The sequence below is a fragment of the Abyssogena phaseoliformis symbiont OG214 genome, from assembly GCF_016592595.1.
In the GTDB taxonomy this organism is placed as follows: domain Bacteria; phylum Pseudomonadota; class Gammaproteobacteria; order PS1; family Pseudothioglobaceae; genus Ruthia.
This window is the reverse complement of the sequence record NZ_AP012977.1, coordinates 670,740-690,441: the sequence shown is the minus strand read 5'-3', so window position 1 is coordinate 690,441 and position 19,702 is coordinate 670,740. Positions and strand designations below refer to the sequence as shown.

At 36.4% G+C, this 19,702-nt stretch carries 23 protein-coding genes and 2 pseudogenes; 12 read left to right on the top strand and 13 right to left on the bottom strand.

All coding sequences use genetic code 11. The annotated features are described in order from the left end of the window. Nucleotides 1-293 precede the first annotated feature (293 nt). Genes rnr through hflK form a run of 5 tightly spaced genes read right to left on the bottom strand, consistent with a single transcriptional unit; the run spans nt 294 to nt 6,760 of the window. Complete coding sequence (gene rnr, locus CVPH_RS04480; RefSeq protein ID WP_201342301.1) at nt 294-2,411, bottom strand: ribonuclease R; 2,118 nt, start codon at nt 2,409-2,411, stop codon at nt 294-296. A gap of 4 nt (nt 2,412-2,415) precedes the next feature. Next, nucleotides 2,416-3,732, bottom strand: coding sequence for an adenylosuccinate synthase (locus CVPH_RS04475; RefSeq protein ID WP_201342300.1), 1,317 nt, complete (start codon nt 3,730-3,732; stop codon nt 2,416-2,418). A gap of 54 nt (nt 3,733-3,786) precedes the next feature. After that, complete coding sequence (locus CVPH_RS04470) at nt 3,787-4,743, bottom strand: ATP phosphoribosyltransferase regulatory subunit (RefSeq protein WP_201342299.1); 957 nt, start codon at nt 4,741-4,743, stop codon at nt 3,787-3,789. 5 nt (nt 4,744-4,748) lie between these two features. Beyond that, nucleotides 4,749-5,606, bottom strand: a complete 858-nt coding sequence (gene hflC / locus CVPH_RS04465; protein ID WP_201342298.1) for a protease modulator HflC — start codon at nt 5,604-5,606, stop codon at nt 4,749-4,751. Beyond that, nucleotides 5,606-6,760: an FtsH protease activity modulator HflK gene (gene hflK, locus CVPH_RS04460; protein WP_201342297.1), complete on the bottom strand. Its 1,155-nt coding sequence runs from the start codon at nt 6,758-6,760 to the stop codon at nt 5,606-5,608. The genes hflC and hflK overlap by 1 nt, the downstream gene beginning before the upstream one ends. 102 nt (nt 6,761-6,862) lie before the next feature. Between hflK and CVPH_RS04455 the strand changes: the two genes are divergently transcribed. The 3 genes from CVPH_RS04455 to rlmB are packed head-to-tail and all read left to right on the top strand — an operon-like array spanning nt 6,863 to nt 10,715. After that, nucleotides 6,863-9,109 (top strand): LPS-assembly protein LptD, encoded by a 2,247-nt coding sequence (locus CVPH_RS04455; protein WP_201342296.1) that lies wholly within the window; start codon nt 6,863-6,865, stop codon nt 9,107-9,109. A gap of 1 nt (nt 9,110) precedes the next feature. Continuing rightward, entirely contained in the window at nt 9,111-9,932 is an 822-nt protein-coding gene (locus CVPH_RS04450) for a peptidylprolyl isomerase (RefSeq protein WP_201342295.1), read from the top strand. Then, entirely contained in the window at nt 9,933-10,715 is a 783-nt protein-coding gene (rlmB, locus tag CVPH_RS04445; protein WP_201342294.1) for a 23S rRNA (guanosine(2251)-2'-O)-methyltransferase RlmB, read from the top strand. It abuts the gene before it with no gap. On the opposite strand, the gene CVPH_RS10130 is transcribed toward rlmB, so the two are convergent. Further along, nucleotides 10,680-10,928, bottom strand: a complete 249-nt coding sequence (locus tag CVPH_RS10130) for an IclR family transcriptional regulator domain-containing protein (RefSeq protein WP_225879810.1) — start codon at nt 10,926-10,928, stop codon at nt 10,680-10,682. The genes rlmB and CVPH_RS10130 overlap by 36 nt on opposite strands. Next, complete coding sequence (locus CVPH_RS10125; protein WP_225879809.1) at nt 10,909-11,148, bottom strand: IclR family transcriptional regulator; 240 nt, start codon at nt 11,146-11,148, stop codon at nt 10,909-10,911. Before CVPH_RS10125 ends, CVPH_RS10130 begins: the two co-directional genes overlap by 20 nt. A gap of 269 nt (nt 11,149-11,417) precedes the next feature. Here CVPH_RS10125 and aceA point away from each other — a divergent pair, with 269 nt between their 5' ends. The 8 genes and pseudogenes from aceA (at nt 11,418) to CVPH_RS04415 (ending at nt 15,715) form a co-directional block, all read left to right on the top strand. Continuing rightward, entirely contained in the window at nt 11,418-12,626 is a 1,209-nt protein-coding gene (aceA, locus tag CVPH_RS04435) for an isocitrate lyase (protein ID WP_225879808.1), read from the top strand. 141 nt (nt 12,627-12,767) lie between these two features. Continuing rightward, nucleotides 12,768-13,621: pseudogene (locus CVPH_RS10470) on the top strand (isocitrate dehydrogenase kinase/phosphatase AceK regulatory subunit); the annotation flags it as partial. 33 nt (nt 13,622-13,654) lie between these two features. Next, complete coding sequence (locus CVPH_RS10465) at nt 13,655-14,026, top strand: isocitrate dehydrogenase kinase/phosphatase-domain containing protein (RefSeq protein ID WP_342590471.1); 372 nt, start codon at nt 13,655-13,657, stop codon at nt 14,024-14,026. Between the two features lies 1 nt (nt 14,027). Continuing rightward, on the top strand, nt 14,028-14,486 hold the full coding sequence (locus CVPH_RS10460) for an isocitrate dehydrogenase kinase/phosphatase-domain containing protein (RefSeq protein ID WP_245396182.1): 459 nt from the start codon (nt 14,028-14,030) through the stop codon (nt 14,484-14,486). Between the two features lie 156 nt (nt 14,487-14,642). After that, on the top strand, nt 14,643-14,756 hold the full coding sequence (locus CVPH_RS10745) for an RraA family protein (RefSeq protein ID WP_281064672.1): 114 nt from the start codon (nt 14,643-14,645) through the stop codon (nt 14,754-14,756). After that, nucleotides 14,716-14,986, top strand: a pseudogene (locus tag CVPH_RS11205) (RraA family protein). Before CVPH_RS10745 ends, CVPH_RS11205 begins: the two are co-directional and overlap by 41 nt. After that, nucleotides 14,980-15,150 carry a hypothetical protein gene (locus CVPH_RS04420; RefSeq protein WP_201342293.1) on the top strand — a complete coding sequence of 57 codons (171 nt, stop codon included), beginning with the start codon at nt 14,980-14,982 and terminating at the stop codon, nt 15,148-15,150. Before CVPH_RS11205 ends, CVPH_RS04420 begins: the two are co-directional and overlap by 7 nt. Further along, nucleotides 15,137-15,715 (top strand): aldolase/citrate lyase/malate synthase family protein, encoded by a 579-nt coding sequence (locus CVPH_RS04415; RefSeq protein WP_201342292.1) that lies wholly within the window; start codon nt 15,137-15,139, stop codon nt 15,713-15,715. Before CVPH_RS04420 ends, CVPH_RS04415 begins: the two co-directional genes overlap by 14 nt. 121 nt (nt 15,716-15,836) lie before the next feature. On the opposite strand, the gene CVPH_RS10120 is transcribed toward CVPH_RS04415, so the two are convergent. The 6 genes from CVPH_RS10120 to CVPH_RS04385 form a co-directional block, all read right to left on the bottom strand. After that, nucleotides 15,837-15,998, bottom strand: coding sequence for a rhodanese-like domain-containing protein (locus CVPH_RS10120; protein WP_225879806.1), 162 nt, complete (start codon nt 15,996-15,998; stop codon nt 15,837-15,839). 4 nt (nt 15,999-16,002) lie between these two features. Beyond that, a complete protein-coding gene (locus CVPH_RS04405; RefSeq protein WP_201342426.1) occupies nt 16,003-17,253 on the bottom strand; it encodes a vWA domain-containing protein in 1,251 nt (416 codons plus the stop codon). Between the two features lie 77 nt (nt 17,254-17,330). Beyond that, nucleotides 17,331-17,777 (bottom strand): hemerythrin domain-containing protein, encoded by a 447-nt coding sequence (locus CVPH_RS04400; RefSeq protein ID WP_342590470.1) that lies wholly within the window; start codon nt 17,775-17,777, stop codon nt 17,331-17,333. Continuing rightward, a complete protein-coding gene (locus CVPH_RS04395; protein WP_201342290.1) occupies nt 17,777-18,076 on the bottom strand; it encodes an NnrS family protein in 300 nt (99 codons plus the stop codon). The genes CVPH_RS04400 and CVPH_RS04395 overlap by 1 nt, the downstream gene beginning before the upstream one ends. After that, nucleotides 18,037-18,219 carry an NnrS family protein gene (locus tag CVPH_RS04390; RefSeq protein WP_201342289.1) on the bottom strand — a complete coding sequence of 61 codons (183 nt, stop codon included), beginning with the start codon at nt 18,217-18,219 and terminating at the stop codon, nt 18,037-18,039. Before CVPH_RS04390 ends, CVPH_RS04395 begins: the two co-directional genes overlap by 40 nt. 96 nt (nt 18,220-18,315) lie before the next feature. After that, the gene (locus CVPH_RS04385) at nt 18,316-19,356 is read right to left on the bottom strand and encodes an AAA family ATPase (RefSeq protein WP_201342288.1); all 1,041 of its coding nucleotides are present in this window, start codon (nt 19,354-19,356) and stop codon (nt 18,316-18,318) included. 62 nt (nt 19,357-19,418) lie between these two features. Between CVPH_RS04385 and CVPH_RS04380 the strand changes: the two genes are divergently transcribed. After that, entirely contained in the window at nt 19,419-19,697 is a 279-nt protein-coding gene (locus CVPH_RS04380; protein WP_201342287.1) for a YbeD family protein, read from the top strand. Nucleotides 19,698-19,702: the final 5 nt, after the last annotated feature.

The window sequence follows — 19,702 nt, the reverse complement described above, 5'->3', positions numbered from 1 at the left end:
TGCTAACCAATAATCTTGTATGGGTGCCCTGAAAGTAAAATAATAAAATCCATTAATAATACATTTTTCATTCCAATATTTCTAAATACCTCTTTTAACAAAAGTTTAACAGTAAAGATGGAGATAGGAGGAACACCTATCTATTAGTATAAGGACATACTCTATTAAAAATAACGGCTTTCACCTCTGTTTAAGATAAAAAATACTATTTTTTATCTTATATGCTTATAATGAAAAAAATATTACTATAAAAATTCAGTTTTTAATCGTTTTACTGGGCAAATTATAGCACCTTATTTAGCTGGCACAAATACCATCTGTCTATCGTCAAGATTAACAGAAGCGACTTGAATTGTAATGGTGTCGCCTAGTTGATAAACCTTGCCAGCGCGTTCGCCTTTGAGCTGATGGTGAATATCATCGAAAATATAATAGTCATCTTTCATGTCACGCATGGCAATCATGCCTTCGACAAATACGTCGGTGAGTTCGATAAAAATACCAAAACCAGCAACACCAGAAATAACACCATTAAAAGTATCTCCTACTTTATCGCGCATGTATTCGCATTTTAGCCATTGTTCAACATCGCGTGAGGCGTCGTCTGCTCGGCGCTCGGTCATGGATAAGTGTGCGCCAATTTCAAGCATTTTTTTGCTGGGTTTTCTGCTCTTTTTGTCTAAAACGCGTTTAATGGCGCGATGTACCAAAAGATCAGGATAGCGCCTAATGGGTGAGGTGAAATGGGTATAGTCTTCAAATGCTAAGCCAAAGTGGCCTTCGTTGGCAGGGGTGTAAACGGCTTGTTTCATGGTGCGTAAAACAACGGTTTTAATGATGTTTTCATCGTCTCTACCTTTGGCGCTTTCAAGCACTTTAGCAAAGTCTTTAGAATCTGGTTGTGCGCCACCTTCAAGCGTTAAGCCAATGGCAGTTAAAAACTGGCGAGTAACTTCTACTTTTTCTGCTGTGGGTTTGGGATGAATTCGGTATAAAAAATCCTCATTATGATGATTTAAAAATTTAGCACTTGCTTGATTAGCCATTAACATGCATTCTTCAATCAGCTTGTGGGCATCGTTGTGAGAGCGAGCAATGATGTTGTCAATTTTGCCGTTATCATTAAATAAAATTTGTGATTCGATGCGGTCAAAATCCATCACCCCGCGCTTAATTCTGGCGTGTTTAAGGGCTTTGTATAAATCATACAGTGCATTTAAATTATCCATCACTGATGCGTACTGTTGAATCAGATCGACATCGTGGTGTTCTAAAATTTGGCTCACCTTGGTGTAGGTTAATCGCGCGTGTGAGAACATAACAGCAGGATAAAACTTATAATCCAATAAATTACCATGAGTATCAATATTCATCTCACAAGACATACATAAGCGCTCAACATCAAGGTTAATTGAACATAAGCCGTTCGACAAAGCCTCAGGCAACATTGGTACAACGCGACGTGGAAAATATACCGAATTGCCACGATCTGTGGCATCTTTGTCTAAGTCTGAGCCTTCTTTTACGTAATGCGATACATCGGCAATAGCAACAACTAATTTCCAGCCCTTGCTGGTGGCTTGTGCGTAAACGGCATCGTCAAAATCGCGAGAATCTTCACCATCAATCGTCACTAATTTCATTTTAGTGATGTCAATTCGACTTTTTTTATCGCTATCGGTTACTACGCTTGGTAATTTATCGGTTTGTGAGAGCGCTTCGGGTGAAAAATCAACTGGAATACCATTGCGATAAAGGGCGGAATCTGTTTCTACACCTTCATCCATGTAACTGCCTAAAATTTGGACAATTTCACCCACTGCTTGGCTTTCTAGGGTTGGGGATTTGGTGATTTTAACAATCACAACTTGCTCATCAAGATGTTCTTTATTAATCTTTAAAATGCTAATATTATGCTTAATACGCTTGTCGTCAACCACAACATAAGCCTCTTCTTTTTCAAGATGTAGGCGCCCTACTATAGTTTCAATACTTTTGATAACTTTAATAATTTGTGCATCACCGCGCTGGTTAAGCAAGCGTACTTTGACTCGGTCGCCATGAAAAACCAATTGCATTTGCTTTGATGATAGTCTTAAATCTTTACCACCTTCATCTAGTGCAATAAAACCAAAGCCTTTTGGATTGGAAATTACTGTGCCAGTCATCACCCCACTTTTTGCACTAAATTTTTGATACACGCCACGCTGATCACAATTTAGCTGTTGATCACGAACCATAGCCTTAAGGCGGTGCGTTAAGGATTTTTTTTGATGATGATCAATGGCCAACAAATCGCATAATTCATGTAATTTATGTGATTTTTTTTCAAAAAAACTAAGGATATACTCTCTTGAAGGAATTGGGCTATCGTATTTTTCTGACTCTCTTTTATAATGGGGATCTGACATTTAATTACTCGAATGGATGTTTTAAAATTAGGGTTTGTGCGCGATCTGGACCAGTGGATAAGATATCTACTGGAAGATTGGCTAATTGTTCAATTTTGCGAATGTAGCTTTGTGCTTCAACGGGTAATGAATCAAAGGAATCGGTGCTAATGGTTGAGGTTTTCCAGCCGGGCATTTCAATATAGATTGGCCTGGCTTTAGCGTAACCTTCAGCAGAAAATGGGGGGGTGGTTGTTTCAACACCATCAACCTCATAAGCTGTGCAAATTTTGATTGTCTCCAAAGTGTCCATCACGTCAAGTTTGGTTAGGCAAATGCCCGTCACTGCATTTAAGTTAAATGAACGTTTGAGCGTTACCATATCTAACCAACCACAACGACGTTGACGACCTGTGGTTGCGCCAAATTCATGGCCAACTGTACCCAGTACTTTGCCAATTTTATCACCCTTATCAAGAGCAACATCATAAATCAACTCGGTTGGGAATGGGCCACCACCCACACGTGTTGTATAGGCTTTAACAACGCCCAATACATAATCAATGTCTGTTACGCCAACACCTGAGCCAGTGACTGCACCACCAGAGGTTGTGTTTGAGGAGGTGACAAATGGGTAAGTGCCTTGGTCAATGTCTAATAATGCACCTTGTGCTCCTTCAAATAATATGTTTTCATCATTAGCAATGTGTTGATGAATTTGCTCTGTTACATCAACAATCATATGTTTGATTTGCTCTGCTTGAGATAAGGCTTCATCTAACGTAGCTTGACAATCAACAGGGTCTGTATTATAGTAATGAGTCAAAGAAAAGTTATGGTATTCCATCACCTCTTTAAGTTTTAAAGCAAATAGGCTTGGATCTAATAAATCACCTGCACGCAAGCCACGGCGAGCAACCTTGTCTTCATAAGCAGGGCCAATACCATTGCCTGTAGTGCCAATAGCAGCTTTGCCACGCTTTACTTCACGGGCGTTATCAAGGGCAATATGATATGGCAAAATCAAAGGACAGCCTGGGCTAATTTTTAAGCGTTTTTTTACATTAATATCGGCAGTTTCTAACTTTGTCATTTCTTTTAACAAAGCAGACATTGACAATACTACGCCATGACCAATTAAACACTCAACATGGTTGCGCAAAATACCCGAAGGAATAAGGTGCAATACAGTTGTTTTACCGTTAATTACCAAGGTATGACCTGCGTTGTGCCCGCCTTGAAAGCGCACCACACTCGCTACTTTATCTGTGATTAAATCAACCACTTTTCCCTTGCCTTCATCACCCCATTGGGTACCAATAACGACTACATTTTTTGACATGCTAGTTCCTAACTATTTAATGTTTTTAAAAAAATATTTGCTTAAAATCATTGACTAAAAATGACGTTGAGATAAAAATTTCAAATCAAATGAAAAACCAGTAGCTGCTCTTGATTTGCCAAAAGACTTGCCAATACCATTATAACGACCACCTTGTGCTAATGCTTTGGAGTAGTTTTCGTTATAAGCTGAAAATACAATACCGGTGTGATACTCATGAACTTGCAATTCACTAAGGTCAAAAATGGCTTTAATGCCTTTGGCATTAAGTTGTTTATCAATGATAATTAAATCTTCAATGGCTACCTTGGCTTGATCAAGGTAGCTAAATATTGTCAATGCCTCGCTTAAAATATCTGCTCCTCCTTCTAGTTTTATCAAACGAGTAAATAAATCAGTATTTTTAAGTGCGTTATTATTTAAAAATACTGCCAAATCTGGGGTTGAACGACGCGAGAAAATTGCTCGCAATTGTATGATGGTTTGTATTGAAATGTCTTCTTGTGTTATCAATGCATCAAAAATTGCAACATTGCTCAAACTAAGCACGATTGGACTAATTGATAACAACTTTAAGCTTTCCAGCATCAACTCAATCACTTCAACATCAGCATTAATTTCATTTGAGCCATATAACTCAGCCCCTGCTTGAATGGGAGAGCGTGAGGCATAAAAATCATCCGCCTTGGTTTTTAGAATTGAATTAATATAGCAATATTTTTCAACTGAATCACTGTCACGTTTGGCATCAATTCGTGCAATCTGTGGGGTAATATCAGCATGCACACCTAGCATTTTACCACTGATAGGGTCTAATAATTTAAAGGTTTTCTCATCAATAGCATCACTGGTCAGTAGTAGTGAATTAACATGCTCAACCATAGGTGGAATAACCAAACCAAAACCTTTGTCAGCATATAAGTCTAAAAGCTGACGGCGCAGAGACTCAAAAACTAATGCTTGATCGTTAGTGAGTTCATCTATACCTTCAGGTAGTTGCCATGCCCCCATTTTAATTATTTAATTTGCGGATTGAAGTAACGGAAAAATTTCGTATTTGGATTAAGTACTAAAATATTGTTTTGATTAGAAAATGACTTTTTGTATGATTCTAGCGCACGATAAAAAGCATAAAAATCTGCATTCTTATTATAAGCTTGTGCATAGTTATTTGTACTAACTGCATCACCTTCACCTCGAATTTTCTCAGAATCTCGATAAGCATTTGCCAAAATAATGGTACGTTCTTTGTCAGCTGCCGCTCTGATGATTTCAGCCTCTTCTGCGCCTTTGGATCTAAACTCCTTGGCCACTCGTTGGCGCTCTGCTTGCATACGACGATAAACTGAATTAGACACCTCTTGTGACAAATCAATGCGTTTAATGCGCACATCAATAATTTCAATACCAAATTGAGCGATGTCTTTTTCAGCAAGCCTGACAATATTGGACATAATTTCACTACGCTCGCCAGAAACTACATCGGCAATCGTGCGTTTTGAAAATTCACTTTTAAGACCAGTTTTAATAATCTGTGTTAGACGATTATTGGTTCTTGCTATATTACCGCCTGTTGATTTGTAGAACTGCTCAGCATCAGTAATGCGCCATTTGACGTAAGAATCAACAATTACATTTTTCTTCTCGCCTGTTAAAAACCGCTCGGCTGGTGTATCTAAAGTTTGAATACGATTGTCAAATTTTACAATGTTATTAACAAACGGCATTTTGAATTTAAGGCCTGGAGATTCCTCAACAGTGACAATTTCACCTAAACGCAATTTAATAACGGTTTGGGTTTCGTTAACTGTGTAAAGTGTTGAACTCAATACTAAGAATAAAACAGCAATTATTGCTAAACCTATTTTTTGCATTATCTACCTCCTCTATTGCGGAAAATGTCTCTAACATTACCACCTTGATTGTTTTGTTGTGTTGATGATTCTTGGGTATTTGCCTGTCTGGCATTAATCAGTTTGTCAATAGGCAAGTACATCATACTATTAGCCTTAGAATCGACCACTACCTTACTGGTAGTGGCCAGTACATTTTCCATTGTTTCTCGATATAAGCGCTCCCTTGTAACTTTAGGTGCTTTTTCATACTCGGCTAAAATTTGCTTAAAGCGCGACGCCTCACCTTCTGATTTAGAAACCACTTCAGATTTATAAGCTTTTGATTCCTCAAGCATGCGCGCAGCCTTACCACGAGATTTTGGCAAAATATCATTGGCATAAGTTTGTGCTTCGTTAATCAAACGTTGCTTGTCTTCACGAGCTTTAACCGCATCAGAAAAGGCAGATTGCACCTGTTCTGGTGGCTGTGCATCTTGCATGTTAACCGTTGTTATTAACAAGCCAGTCTTATATCTATTGAGTAAACTTTGAGATTTTTCTTTAATATCATCAGCGATACTAACTCGACCTTCAGTTAAGATGAAGTCCATAGTATTTTGGCCAACAACTTGTCGAATAGCACTTTCAGCGACGTGACGAAGTGTTGTATCTGGATTGGCAACATTAAATAAATAAGCCTGAACATCATTAATTTTATATTGAACTGCAAACTTAGCTTCAATCATATTTTCATCTTTAGTCAGCATTAAAGATTCGGATGAAACGTTGCCGCCAAAGCGTCGATTGCCGTTAATCACATTACGATAACCAATCTCAGCTGTTCTAATCTGTTCAACATTAATTCTATTTAAAGTTTCAATCGGATAGGGAATGTGCCAATGAGGCCCTTGAGAGGTTTCTTCTTGGAATGCACCAAAGCGTAACACAACGCCTTTTTCAGCTGGATCGATAATATAAATACCTGACAACAGCCAGACTAATAAAACCAAAATTAATATATATTTAAAACCACCACTTGAGGGTATTTTAGATGCGCCAGCACCCGATGATTTTTTATTATTAAAGAAACCATCAAATTTATTTTTAAAATCTTTAATCACTTCCTCTAATTCTGGTGGTGTTTGATTACTACCAGCCCAAGGGTTTTTATTGTTGTTGTCATTCCAAGCCATTTTATTTACGTGTGTCCAAATTATAATGAAAATCAGAGTTTATTTTACCCAAACTAAAGCAAGCTTATGTAATTAATAAGCAATCTATTATTGCGGTATATAATGTTAAAATGGCAAAATTTAAGAAAATACACAACCACCATGAAAAAGCAATTAGCTCTTTATTCATTATTTACCCTACTATCTAGTACTATTAACTCCGAAAGCTTAGTATTAAATTGTCAAAACAATGCCTTACTTTTCCCGAAACAAATCCTTTCAGACAAGACCAAAGATCTCGATGTTCAGGCGGATTATAGTGAAGTTATTAAAGATGGTAATTACCTCTTAAAAGGTAATGTTTCATTAAATTCAAGTACTTATTTTTTAGGTGCTGATGAAATCAGTATTAACAAGTCCAGTAAAGCATCTATAGCAACTGGTCATGTTAAATTTCAAGATAACGAGCTTATGCTGACTGGTGATAAGGCTGTGGTTAAAAAACAAGGCGAAGTGACTCTCTCAACATTAAATCAGGTCAAATTTCACTACCCTAATTCAAGGATAAATGGTCGCGCTAAAGTTGTAACTAATGATGGTACTAAGCAAGTATTTAGCTCAGGTAGCTATAGTTTATGCCCACTTGGTAATTCTGACTGGCAAATGAAGGCTGACAAAATTACATTAAATTCTTCAACAAATAAGGGTGTGGCAGAAGATGTTACTATTGAGTTTTTAGGTGTGCCTATTTTTTATTCTCCCCATCATGAATGGGTGTTGGAAGGTCGTGGCTCTGGATTTTTAGCGCCAGCATTTGGTGGTTATAATGAATCAGACACTGACAAGGGCAACAACTACCAAGTTAGAATTCCTTATTACTTTAATATTGCCCCTGATCGTGATTTTCTTTTAACACTTAACCAGCTGTCAAGTCGCGGCAGTGTACTTGAGGGCAAATATCGTCAACTTATTAATAATAAGTACTTGGATGATGGGCATTTTGAAATTGAAGGTCATTATTTAAATAAAGATAAAATTACCAACAATAGGCGCTGGCTATTAAATTCAAAATTAGATTTATCACTTAATGCCAAAACTGATTTAAGTATTGTTACCAATCGAGTGTCAGATTCAGATTATTTTAAAGAAATTGTTCATAGCAACACTTCAGATTCAGAATTACAATCTCATATTGATTTGTCTTATAAAGATCAAAAGCAAAATTTAACCATGTTTTTATTTGCCGAGTCGGAACAACTCATTAATAATGGTAGTGCCTCGTACACGCGCGCACCAGAATTATCTATTAACAAGGGCTATAAAGGAGGCTTGAGCGGGCGTCATGTTAATTTATCATTGGTTAGTACCAAATTTACACACAAAAACTCAAATACCATAACCAATAAAACTGGAATGCGTACTTACGCACAAGCAAAATTTAGCCGCTCAATAAAGACTAATAACTACTCCCTCACCCCAAGTTTGAATTTATCAACAACCGATTACACGATGGATGATGTTGCTAATCAAAAACGTAATATTGCTAGTTTTAATCTTGATTCTAAATTATTTTTAGAAAGGAAAATATCCTTATTTGGTACAAATTTAACCCAAACCTTAACCCCAAGACTGGCTTACAATTACACACCTAAAAAAGACCAAAGTGCACTGCCTAATTTTGATTCAGATGATAAAAATGATTCATATGAAGGTCTGTTTTCAGGGCAAAAATTCACAGGTATTGATAGAATTGCCAGTGCCAATGACCTTGCCTTTGGTCTTGAATCAGATTTTATTGATGAAGAAACGGGCGATACTTATTTAAGTTTAAAAATAGCTCAAGCATACCGATTTGATGACATAGGCATGAACAGTAATGGCACCTTGGTTAGCCAAAGAAAATATTCTAATATTGCCATGTCGGCTAATTTAACAATGCGTGATTTTGCTTTTAATAATTCATTACAATACAACCAAAAAACCAATAAAATAAGCAAACGCAATAGTTCGGTTGGCTACATTCTAAACCCTAGAAAGTTTTTAACTTTAGCACATCATGACGATAATGGCAAAAAATCAGCTGAATTATATGGTGCCTATCCACTAACACAGCAAATACATGTATTTGCGGGTATTAATCGATCCATTAGTGATTCAATTACTAACAAAGAAACCACAGGCATTACTTATGAATCTTGCTGTTGGGCGGTGCGTTTAGTACACTTTAAAGAACATGTTAGTGGCAATGATTATGATTATGTAACCAAGTTTGAGGTGGTGCTCAAAGGATTGGCCACCACCTCTTCAAGCTTATACAAACGCCTAGAAGAAAATGTACCTAATTACTTAGCTAATCTTGATGATTTTTAAAATGAAAAAATTTTTACTATTAATTTGTGCATTTTCATTGAATACATTTGCCACGCCTAACAGCATTATTGCCATTGTTAATGCTGACTTGGTCAATCAACAAATAGATTTAATTTTGCAATTACAGAAAATTAAGCAACTAAACATTACACCAAAAGCAAATGTGATTAATAGCATGCTAAGCAACATTGCCTCAAATAATGATTTAAGCTTAATGCAATTACAATCTCTACCTAAATTTGATGAAGTTATTGACCATGTAAAACAGAGTTTATCGCTAGAAGATCTTAGACAATTTATTGTTGAAAATCTTAATATTAAGCTTACTGAGGCTGAAATAACCAAGCAATTGCTCAAAACCCCTAATCATTCAAATAAGTTAAAACAACAAATAAAAATTGCACAAATCACCGTTAATTCTGTTGATCAAGCAGACTCATTGTTGCGATCAAAAGATAGTCTGATTAAGGACTTCTTAATTAACCTAAGTGAGAAAATTAACAAAGGCGATTCATTCTCTACTTTAGCAAAACTTCACTCGCAGGATGCTTCTTATAAAAATGGTGGCGAATCTGATTGGCTTGATCTATTAAAATTGCCAGAAATTTTTCAACAGAACTTGAAAAACCTTTCAGTAGGTGGTTTATCACAGCCATTTAAAATAGGACAAGTCTGGAGAATTGTTAAAATTATTGACAAGCATAATGTTGATAACGACTTAATTGAACTTAAAGCTAAATTAGTACGTCAAAAAGATTTTAATAACTGGATAAAAAAATTAGGGGAAGAAGCTTATGTTGAAATTTTTGACAGTAAGCTGTAGATGTCAAAATCAATTATTATCACTGGCTTTCACGCTGTTCAAGCACAGTTAGAGTCCAATCCTGAATGCTTTATTAAGGTTTTTACATTAAGTAAACGATGTGATAAACGCTTAAACACCCTCGCCTCCGAGTTTAACAATTTTGGTATTAGTGTTCAGCAGTGCACCAAAATTCAACTAGATAAATTAAGCAATCATCAACCCCACCAAGGCGTTGCTGCTGAAATATTATTACCTGCCCTGCCCAACCAAGACGAATTAATCTCTTATATGTCTAAATTAAATAATACTGGTTTAATTTTAATACTTGATTCTATTCAAGACCCTAGAAATTTAGGCGCTTGCTTGCGCAGTGCTAATGCAGCTGGGGTTGATTGTGTGGTCATTAATAAAGATGGTTCAGCACCTATTAACGCACTGGTACATAAGACTTCCGCAGGTGCGCTTAACCAGCTAAAAATTTTTCAAGTGACCAATTTGTCACGCACCATTAAAGCACTACAACAACAAAATATTTGGGTAATCGGCTTGGATGGCTCGGCCAATACCTCTATTTATCAAATAGATTTAACCACCCCAAACGCTATCATTATGGGCGCTGAAGGCTCTGGTCTTAGAAGGCTAACCAAACAATCTTGCGATCAATTGGCTAAAATTCCCATGCAAGGCAAGGTGGAGAGTTTAAACGTGTCTGTCGCCACAGGAGTGACACTCTTTGAGGTAAATAGACAGCGCCTTTTATTAGACTCAAGGCATGTGAATATTGCGCACATATTTGGTTAGCAATGATAATAATTCTTTCTGCCTTATGTCGCTAAAACGACTAATAGGCCTAGATACGGTTAATGCCCCCACAAAATGACCATTATCAGCAATAACTGGTATCGAAATTGCAAACAAAGAAATATTATGTTCATTAACTGAAACATAATAACCTTTATCACGAATATTTTTGAAAAAGCCATTGGGATTGTTTTTACGCTGACCATAGGCCAAAAGAATGAGCGCGATATAAACAAATACAATGATTATCTTCTTCAATAAAAAACGAGGCCGTTTCATCGCAAGCATCCCGAATGCCGTCAACAATAGGTCTAATTTGGGCTAAATTATTGGTATTTTTATAAATGGCACTTAAAAATAAAGGCTGCGTGCCAATGCAATAGTTTTTGTCTACAGTGCGTACAACATAGCCATAATCAGCTAAAGTTTGCAATATTCGATACGTGGGGTTGAGGGGTTAAATTCTACTCTGGTACAAGTTTCTTTCAAACTTAACATGGGTTCATCCATAGAAAAAATGTACAAACTTTTTTCTATCGCAATCATTTTTTTCATATTATGAAATAATAAACTATATAGTGAAAAAACAACCTTAAATTCAAACCGTCTATGTATGATTGACTTTTGAAACAAACGTATAAAAAACCATTTTAAAAATAACACTGGGAGATTTCCACAAATAGACAAGAGTAGGCAGATGCATTGACAAAAGACTGGGCTGAGAATCCACATTGGAAAAATGTGAAACACGCTTATGATGCGCAAGACGTTGTACACCTACGGGGCTCTATACAACCTGAATATACTTATGCACGACTAGGTGCCGAAAAATTATGGAAACTGATTAACGGCTCTTCTAAAAAAGGTTATGTTAATTGTATGAGTGCAATCACAGCAGGTCAAGCAAAAGCAGGCATTGAAGCAATTTATTTATCAGGTTGGCAAGTTGCTGCTGATGGAAATACATCAGAAACTTGCCAACCTGATCAGTCCTTGTATGCGTATGACTCAGTGCCAACAATGGTACGTTGCATTAACAATACTTTTAAGCGTGCTGATGAAATTCAGTGGGCAAAAGGTATTAATCAAAACGATCAAGAATATGTTGATTATTTTCTACCTATTATTGCTGATGCTGAAGCTGGTTTTAGCGGTGTATTAAATGCTTATGAGTTTATGAAAAATATGATTACTAATGGTGCAGCAGCGGCTCATTTTGAAGACCAACTGGCTTTGGTTAAGAAATGTGGACACATGGGTAGTAAGGTTCTAGTCCCCACTCAAGAAGCGATTCAAAAACTCACCTCAGCACACTTAGCAGTAGACGTAATGGGCATTCCTACGATTATATTAGCACGAACCAATGCTGAAGCGGCAAATCTATTAACGTCTGATGTAGATTCCAGAGATGAAAGATTTGTGACTGGAAAACGCATCCCAGAAGGGTTTTATATTGTTAAAAATGGTCTCGAACAAGCCATTTCACGTGGCGTTTCATACGCACCATATGCTGATTTAGTATGGTGTGAAACTGGAAAGCCAGATTTAGGTTTTGCTCGTGAATTTATTCAAGCAGTATTGGCTGACAATCCAGAACAACTACTGGCATACAACTGCTCGCCTTCGTTCAATTGGAAAAAGAATTTAACCGATAGTCAAATAGCCTCCTTTCAAGAGGATGTTGCTGCCATGGGGTATAAGTATCAATTCATCACTTTGGCTGGTATTCATAATATGTGGCATAACATATTTGAACTTGCTCATAAGTATGCTCAAGGCGAAGGCATGAAGTATTATGTTGAAAAAGTTCAGGAGCCTGAATTTTCAGCAGCAGAAAAAGGCTATACATTTGTCTCTCATCAACAAGAAGTTGGGGCAGGTTATTTTGATGATGTTACTACCGTTATTTAAGGTGGTGTATCTTCAGTAGCCGCCTTAACAGGTTCAACAGAGAAGGCACAAATTTAAAGCTTTGAATTTGCTTGGATGTGTCTGAATGTAGACAACTAGGTGATAAATTAAGCAAACTAACACAAGTCGAATGATGATCCCATGGAAAATAATCTTTCAACAATCACTGCACAAAAAATACTGAGTGGCTTTGAAGTGCATTACAAGGTTTTTACAGAAAGTTCTGTACGTGCAAAAAAATGCTTTGAAAAAAGGCAGTGGGTGCAATTATTAAAAGACTCAAAACAAAGAATATATTTCTACGACAAACAAGTTAAAAAAAATTGTTAGGACATTGAAAAAAGCATTAATATCAGCCAGTTTGATGAAATTTTATGGGTAAATACCAAACTTGCCTATATCAACTTAATTTCCACTTACAATCAGCCTGAACTGGCAGAAACTTTTTACAATTCGGTGTTTTGTCGTTTGTTTGATAAACGCTTTTATAACAATAACTTTATTTTTGTAAGACCAGGTGTTTCTACAACATTTATTGACATAGGCAACCCAGTTATCGCCGGTTATTATATTAAAGATAAAAATCTTGAAGAAATCACCAAATCAATTCTAAACAGTTTTTCTTTTAATAAAAACTATGAAAATATTGATCGTGATGCACAAAGGTTAGCAAAACAGCTCATTAAACAAACAAATTTTTTAGAGGGGCAGTCTTGTGAAATTCAAGTAATTAGTTCACCGTTTTTTAGAAGAAAAGCAAGTTACCTAATCGGCAAAATTGTTTCACACAATAACACCTCTCACCCTTTGTTAATTGCCATTCTTAATGATGAAAAAACTGGCTTATATGTGGATGCTTTATTAACAAATGTTAGTAGCATTTCTATGATTTTTAGCTTCTCAAGGTCATATTTTTTATCAACACCCACTACCCTGCTGCGATTGTTGATTTTAGAAAATCAATCTTACTTACTAAAACTAAAGCAGATCTGTACAGCGCAATTGGCTTGCACAAACATGGTAAGACTTTGCTTTATAGAACATTTTTAAAATACTCTAAAGGTGACACCGATGAAAAGTTAATTATTGCGCCAGGCATCAAAGGCATGGTAATGACCGTATTCACTTTTCCCATGTTTCCTTATGTTTTTAAAGTGATTAACGATAAATTTACACCTTCTAAATCAAGCACACCAAAAAAGGTTAAAGATAAATATTTCTTTGTTAAAAGCCATTGTAGAATTGGACGTTTGGCCGATACTTGGGAGTTTTCCAATGTGGCATTTCCCATTCGTGATTTAGGCTCGGATTTATTAAAAGAGTTGACTGATAAAGTGGGCTCTAGCATCTCTATAGAAGGAGATCTTTTGATTATTAAGAAACCTGTATATGGAAAATAAAATGATACCGTTAAACCTATACATCAACAATGCAAATGATAAGCAATTAAAGCATATTATTAATGATTATGGCAGCGCCATTGATGAGCTTATTAATATTAACATTTTTCCTGGGGATATGCTCACTAAAATTTTTGACGTGACTCGACAAAATCGAGTGGTTTTTTATGATTACGATGAAATAATATCAATGAATAGTCCTGTTTTTAGAAAAATTACAAATGCTAAATATGAAAAAGATGAAATGGCATCTGAACCTTGGTATTACCTAGGTCCAAATGATGTGTTTCCAGAAGAGTTTAAATTTTTTATGTTTTTTGATCGTAAAAATAGACAGATATTTAACCAGCATTATAAAAAATTACTGGATGTTAACTATTGGCAAACAATACAAGACAACCTTAGACAGGGAAATGCTAAAGATTATTACCCTTACAAACCTGAAGACAGAATGTCTTAAATTTATAATACAAAATGATGACGCAACCAACAACAGCAGATATATCAGACAAATTACACCCTGAGGTGCAATACGTAAAATCAACTTCATACTTATAGCGTTTTAACAAGTTTCTCAGGACAAATTGAAACAGTTAAGTGTTTTGAGGACAATTCATTGGTCAAGGAAGTATTAGGCACTAATGGTAAAAACAAAGTACTGGTTGTCAACGCTGGAGGCTCTAAACGTTGTGCTATGTTGGGCGATCAGTTGGCAGCCAAGGCCATTTAGAAACCACTGGGCAGGTGTTGTTATTTATGGATTTATTAGAGATGCTGAAATTATCAACTCAATGCCAATTAGCGTGCGCGCACTAGGGGTGCATCCTTTAAAAAGTGTTAAAAAAAATAGGAGAAAAACACATAAAAGTGAGTTTTTCAGGTGTTGATTTTATGCCTGGTGCTTATTTATATGCTGACCAAGACGGTATTATTGTCATTAAGGAAGAAATCAAATGCTGAATACCCAATATCAAATCATTCACAATTTAAGCATCAATCAAGATTTATATCAATTTATAGACCAAGAAGTGATGCCGGGTTTAAGTATTAAAACTGATGATTTTTTTTCATCATTGGCAGACATTGTTAACAGCATGCAATATACAATTATTGCAAACACGTGACAACTTACAAAATAAAATTGACCAGTGGCATATTAAACATCAATCCAGTTTTGACTTTACAATCTATAAACAATTCTTGCAAAAGATCAACTACTTACTGCCTGAACCTACTGATTTTTCGATTCAGGTGGACAATGTAGATGATGAAATTGCAATCATTGCAGCGCAACAATTAGTCGTGCCAATTTCCAGTGCGCGCTTTGCGCTAAATGCAATTAATGTTCGCTGGAGAAGTTTGTATGATGCGTTGTATGTTAGCAATGTTATTGCCAATAAAGACAAAACTGCTATTGACTCTAGTTATAACCCAGTTCGCGCTCAGTTTGCTGTTCAGTGGGCTAATGACTTTTTAGATAAAACAATACCATCGGCTGATAGCTCTTATTCACAGCTCAAATCCATCAATACACAACAAAACAAATTAGAATTTACACTAGCCAATGGAAATCATACACAACTAAGCAACATACAGGCTTTTGTTGGCATAACAGAAATAATTCTCAAAGAATACCGACAAAATTACTTAGCCACTAGTATTGCACCATTGAATCATCAAGTTGTTTAGCCCAGGCATCAATCCCACCACGTAAGTTGATAACACGACCAAAACCAATAGACTCAAAATAACGCGCAACTTGCGCATTGAACGAATACCGTGATGACAAATAAGTACCGTTTCTTCTGACTTATCCAAGGTTATCTAGGCTGGTCATAATTTCCCCTATGGGCAGTAATCTTGCCTCGTCAAAATGACACTTGTCCCACTCCCATTGTTCGCGAACATCTAGCATTAATGAATGATTGTGTTTTAAATACGTCTCTAACTCAGATGGTGTGAAGTCTTTCATGTAATTAATTTAATTGAATACGACGACCCCACGGCACATTTTCCTTACCTTTAACAAGCCACATCACTGGATAGTTTGGTTCAAATTCTGGAAACTTGCCTTTGGCATCAGTAAAGTAAATCAGCACACTGGAAGCAATGTCTTGCGCATTAACATAATCAAACACAGGATTAAAATTAGTGCCTTTACCGCCACCTAATGACGCTGGAAATGTTAGTTCGTCCCAAGCTTCAAAATGCCATATTAGTTCTTTACTGACTTTTTCATCACAAGCAATTAATGTAATTGAGGCGCGTATGTTACTTTTAATGGCATTAATTTCTGTTACAAACTCATCAATTTCATCTTCAGAGATTGAGCCAGAAGTGTCAATGGCAACAGTAATATCAATTTGGCTAGATCTAAGTGATGGCAATATTGCATCGCCACTACGACGTGATGGCCTAGCATAGGAAAAATCGTCACGTGCAAAACTAACCATATATTGTGATAACAAAGACTGCCAAGAAAACTGAGGTTGCAAGAAAAAATCAATTAATTTAACAAATTCACCGTCTAATTTTCCGGCTTGTTGTGCAAGTTGTGCGCTTGAGGCAAGATTTTTTTGCCATTTGCTGCTTAATTGTTGAATTTCATCTGACGTTAAGGGGTTGGGCTTATCTGCCAAGCCAGAAGAAGTTGTATTGTTTTTGTGATTATCTTTGCCATTGTCTTTTGCTGAATTATCTTGTAAGTCGTCCTCGCGCAATCCACCATCAGACTCACTCGCATCATCTTTTGGGTTGTCATCATATAAATGCTGATCCATGGGATCAGTATCAATACTATCATCAATCATTGGGTAGATTTCTTCTGCAATCATGCCTTGATATTTATGAAAAATAGGTAAATCAAGGGGTGGATGAAACCCCTCTTTTACCAAAAGTGGATTAATGGCAAAATCACAGGCCAAATCCCATTTATGTTTAAGCCGATTGCCACGGCGAGAAAAATGCGTTAATGCACAATGCAAAGCTTCATGAATGAGCACAAACTTAACTTGATGATTATCAAGCTGGTCAATAAAACTTGGGTTATAATAAAAACTTTTAGCGTCAGTTGCACTGGTCCTACACCAAGAGCCAGCGGCTTTAAGCGGTAGTCTAAGTACTAAATTACCCAGAAAAGGCTTGTCAAGAATAAGTTGTGTACGTGCTTTAGTTAGCTTTACCTCAACTGCTTGTAAATCAATCTTGTCAATGTTGTTTTCAATCATAACATCTTCGCCAATAACTCTTACCTGCGGTTCAAGCTCAATATTACTGTTTTGCCAAAACTGGCAGTCTGATTTACTCATATTTTAAGCATGGGGGATGTATGACATGAACTTAATTTAATAATAGCAAGTTTTTCACTGTTTGATAATAAATCAATCTTTGGAAATAGTTGCCTGTCTTCTAATCGAGAATGAGACTTTAATAAGTTACCAAAGGCTAGTAAGCATTCTGGATGATTGGGCAAATCTTGTGCCAATTGGTACAATTGTTGATGCTCATCAATCAGTTGGTTGCATAATTTAAAAAGCGAGCCTGATTTATGTTTTAAAGGCATGAAAATTGTCAGCTCTTCTGTTTCAAAATTCTCAGAAAAAGTAGATTTAAATGTTTTTGATATCTGTAAACATAAATCTTTAACATTAGAAGCGTTGTTTGATTTTGCCGTGTTAACGCACTTGTTTGCTAACGATAGTAACATGTGATGTTCTCTAGTCAAGATTAAAAGTTCATCAGCTATTTTCATTATCCAAATTGACCATCAATTCTAGGCTTGAAAAATAGTGGTGTATAAATAAGTAAAAACCCCATAAAAGCACTAATCCATAAGAATTGTGCTATTGAAATCCACTCATTGTAATATACCTTGTCTAACACCGGAAAAATAACTCTAAACACAAAAGATAATGTCAATAATACGAAAATTAAATTGAGTTTTTTAGGTAGATTGAAAACATCATTACCTGTATGACCTAGACTTACTCGGCTCATCATGCCAATGGTAATCAAACTAATACCAAAAGCATCAATAAAGGCTTGCCACATAAAGTTTGCACACCTGTCCAATTTTTAACAGCAGTTAGTAAAAAACCCACAATAACTGCCATTGTGTAGGCAAAAATCATCTCATGTACATGCCAAATAGTACTGTTGATATTGCTGGTTAGTATCAATGTGTGAAAAAACACTAACTAAACCTGCTACCATAAAAAACACCCTAAATCCTGAACGTAAAAATAGCATTATTGGATGAGTGTTATTTTGATTAAGGCTAATCATCAGTTTTAGTCAAACATGACATCGGCAATTTTATTTGCCCAATCAGCAAATTCAGGAATGGTAAAAATATCACCACCAATGGCGCGCTGCATATCTGATACTAGCATAACGCCCAATTCTTTTTGTGGAAAATTTTTAGCAAAATTAAGAATATTACCCCACACTTTTTCAGCATGGTCGGTGCCTTTAACATCGATTGCTCTACCTGTTAGTGCTGCACAAATTGCATATTGCAAATCAAGCTCTTTGGGAATTGAGACGCTTTCGCCATTAATAATAGCATCAAGATCAGGCAAGTCAGCCATGTGTTCAACAAACGTGGTAATTTCAACCCCTGCCACTTCACCAACACAAGCGCTAGCAGCCTGCCTAAATAAAGACAAATCAGTGCCAAATTTATTCAGCGCCCGATGTACAAATTCCCAAGTTCTTGGCGAAGGAAAGGCAACTGGATTGTGTTTAGCGTCAAACTCAAACAAATGCTCAGGACGGTAGCGTAAAAAACCAATAATACGCTCATCAATGTTGTTTTCATATGCCCATGCCACCCAATCATCCAAGTTAACATCAAGCTCAAAATGTGAAAATCGATTTGCCAAAGGTGCGGGCATGGAATAAGTAACACCTCGATCACCTTGGCGATTACCTGCAGCAAATATCACCCAACCCTCAGGCACAATATAATCACCTAAACGACGGTCAAGAATGAGTTGATAAGCCGCTGCTGATACGGTCGGTGGTGCTGAGGTAATTTCATCAAGAAACAAAATACCTTGCTCGCCATGACGCTTTGAATCGGGCAATAATGAAGGCACTGACCAGTCAACCAAATCTCCATTTTTAAACGGTATACCACGAAGGTCACTAGGCTCCATTTGTGATAAGCGAATATCAATGATGTTGACCCCATTCTTGGTCGCCACTTGAGAGATGATTTGAGACTTGCCAATTCCTGGTGCGCCCCATAACATAACAGGTGTATGATGACCGTGCATCACTGATATTAACTCTTCATTAAGGATTTTACTGACTTGTTCAGGACGCATGAATACTTGAAATTATTAAAACAGATCCTATTTTATAGTAACAAAAGATAAAATCACTTGATATGACTACCACTAATCCCACTTCAGAAACACTGTTTAATTTTCCTTGCGATTACCCTATTAAGATACTTGGCAAAGATTGTAAAGCACTTCAGCACACAATTTGCAGCATTGTTGAGCGCCACATTGATAAATTACACCCCAATCAAATAACAAAAAAGCACAGTTCTAAAGGTAGTTATGTATCTTTTACCATTCGTATTATTGCCAGTAGTAGAGCTCAATTAGATGCCATTAATCAAGATTTACAAGACTGCCACCTAGTGTCTTATGTTTTATAAATTCT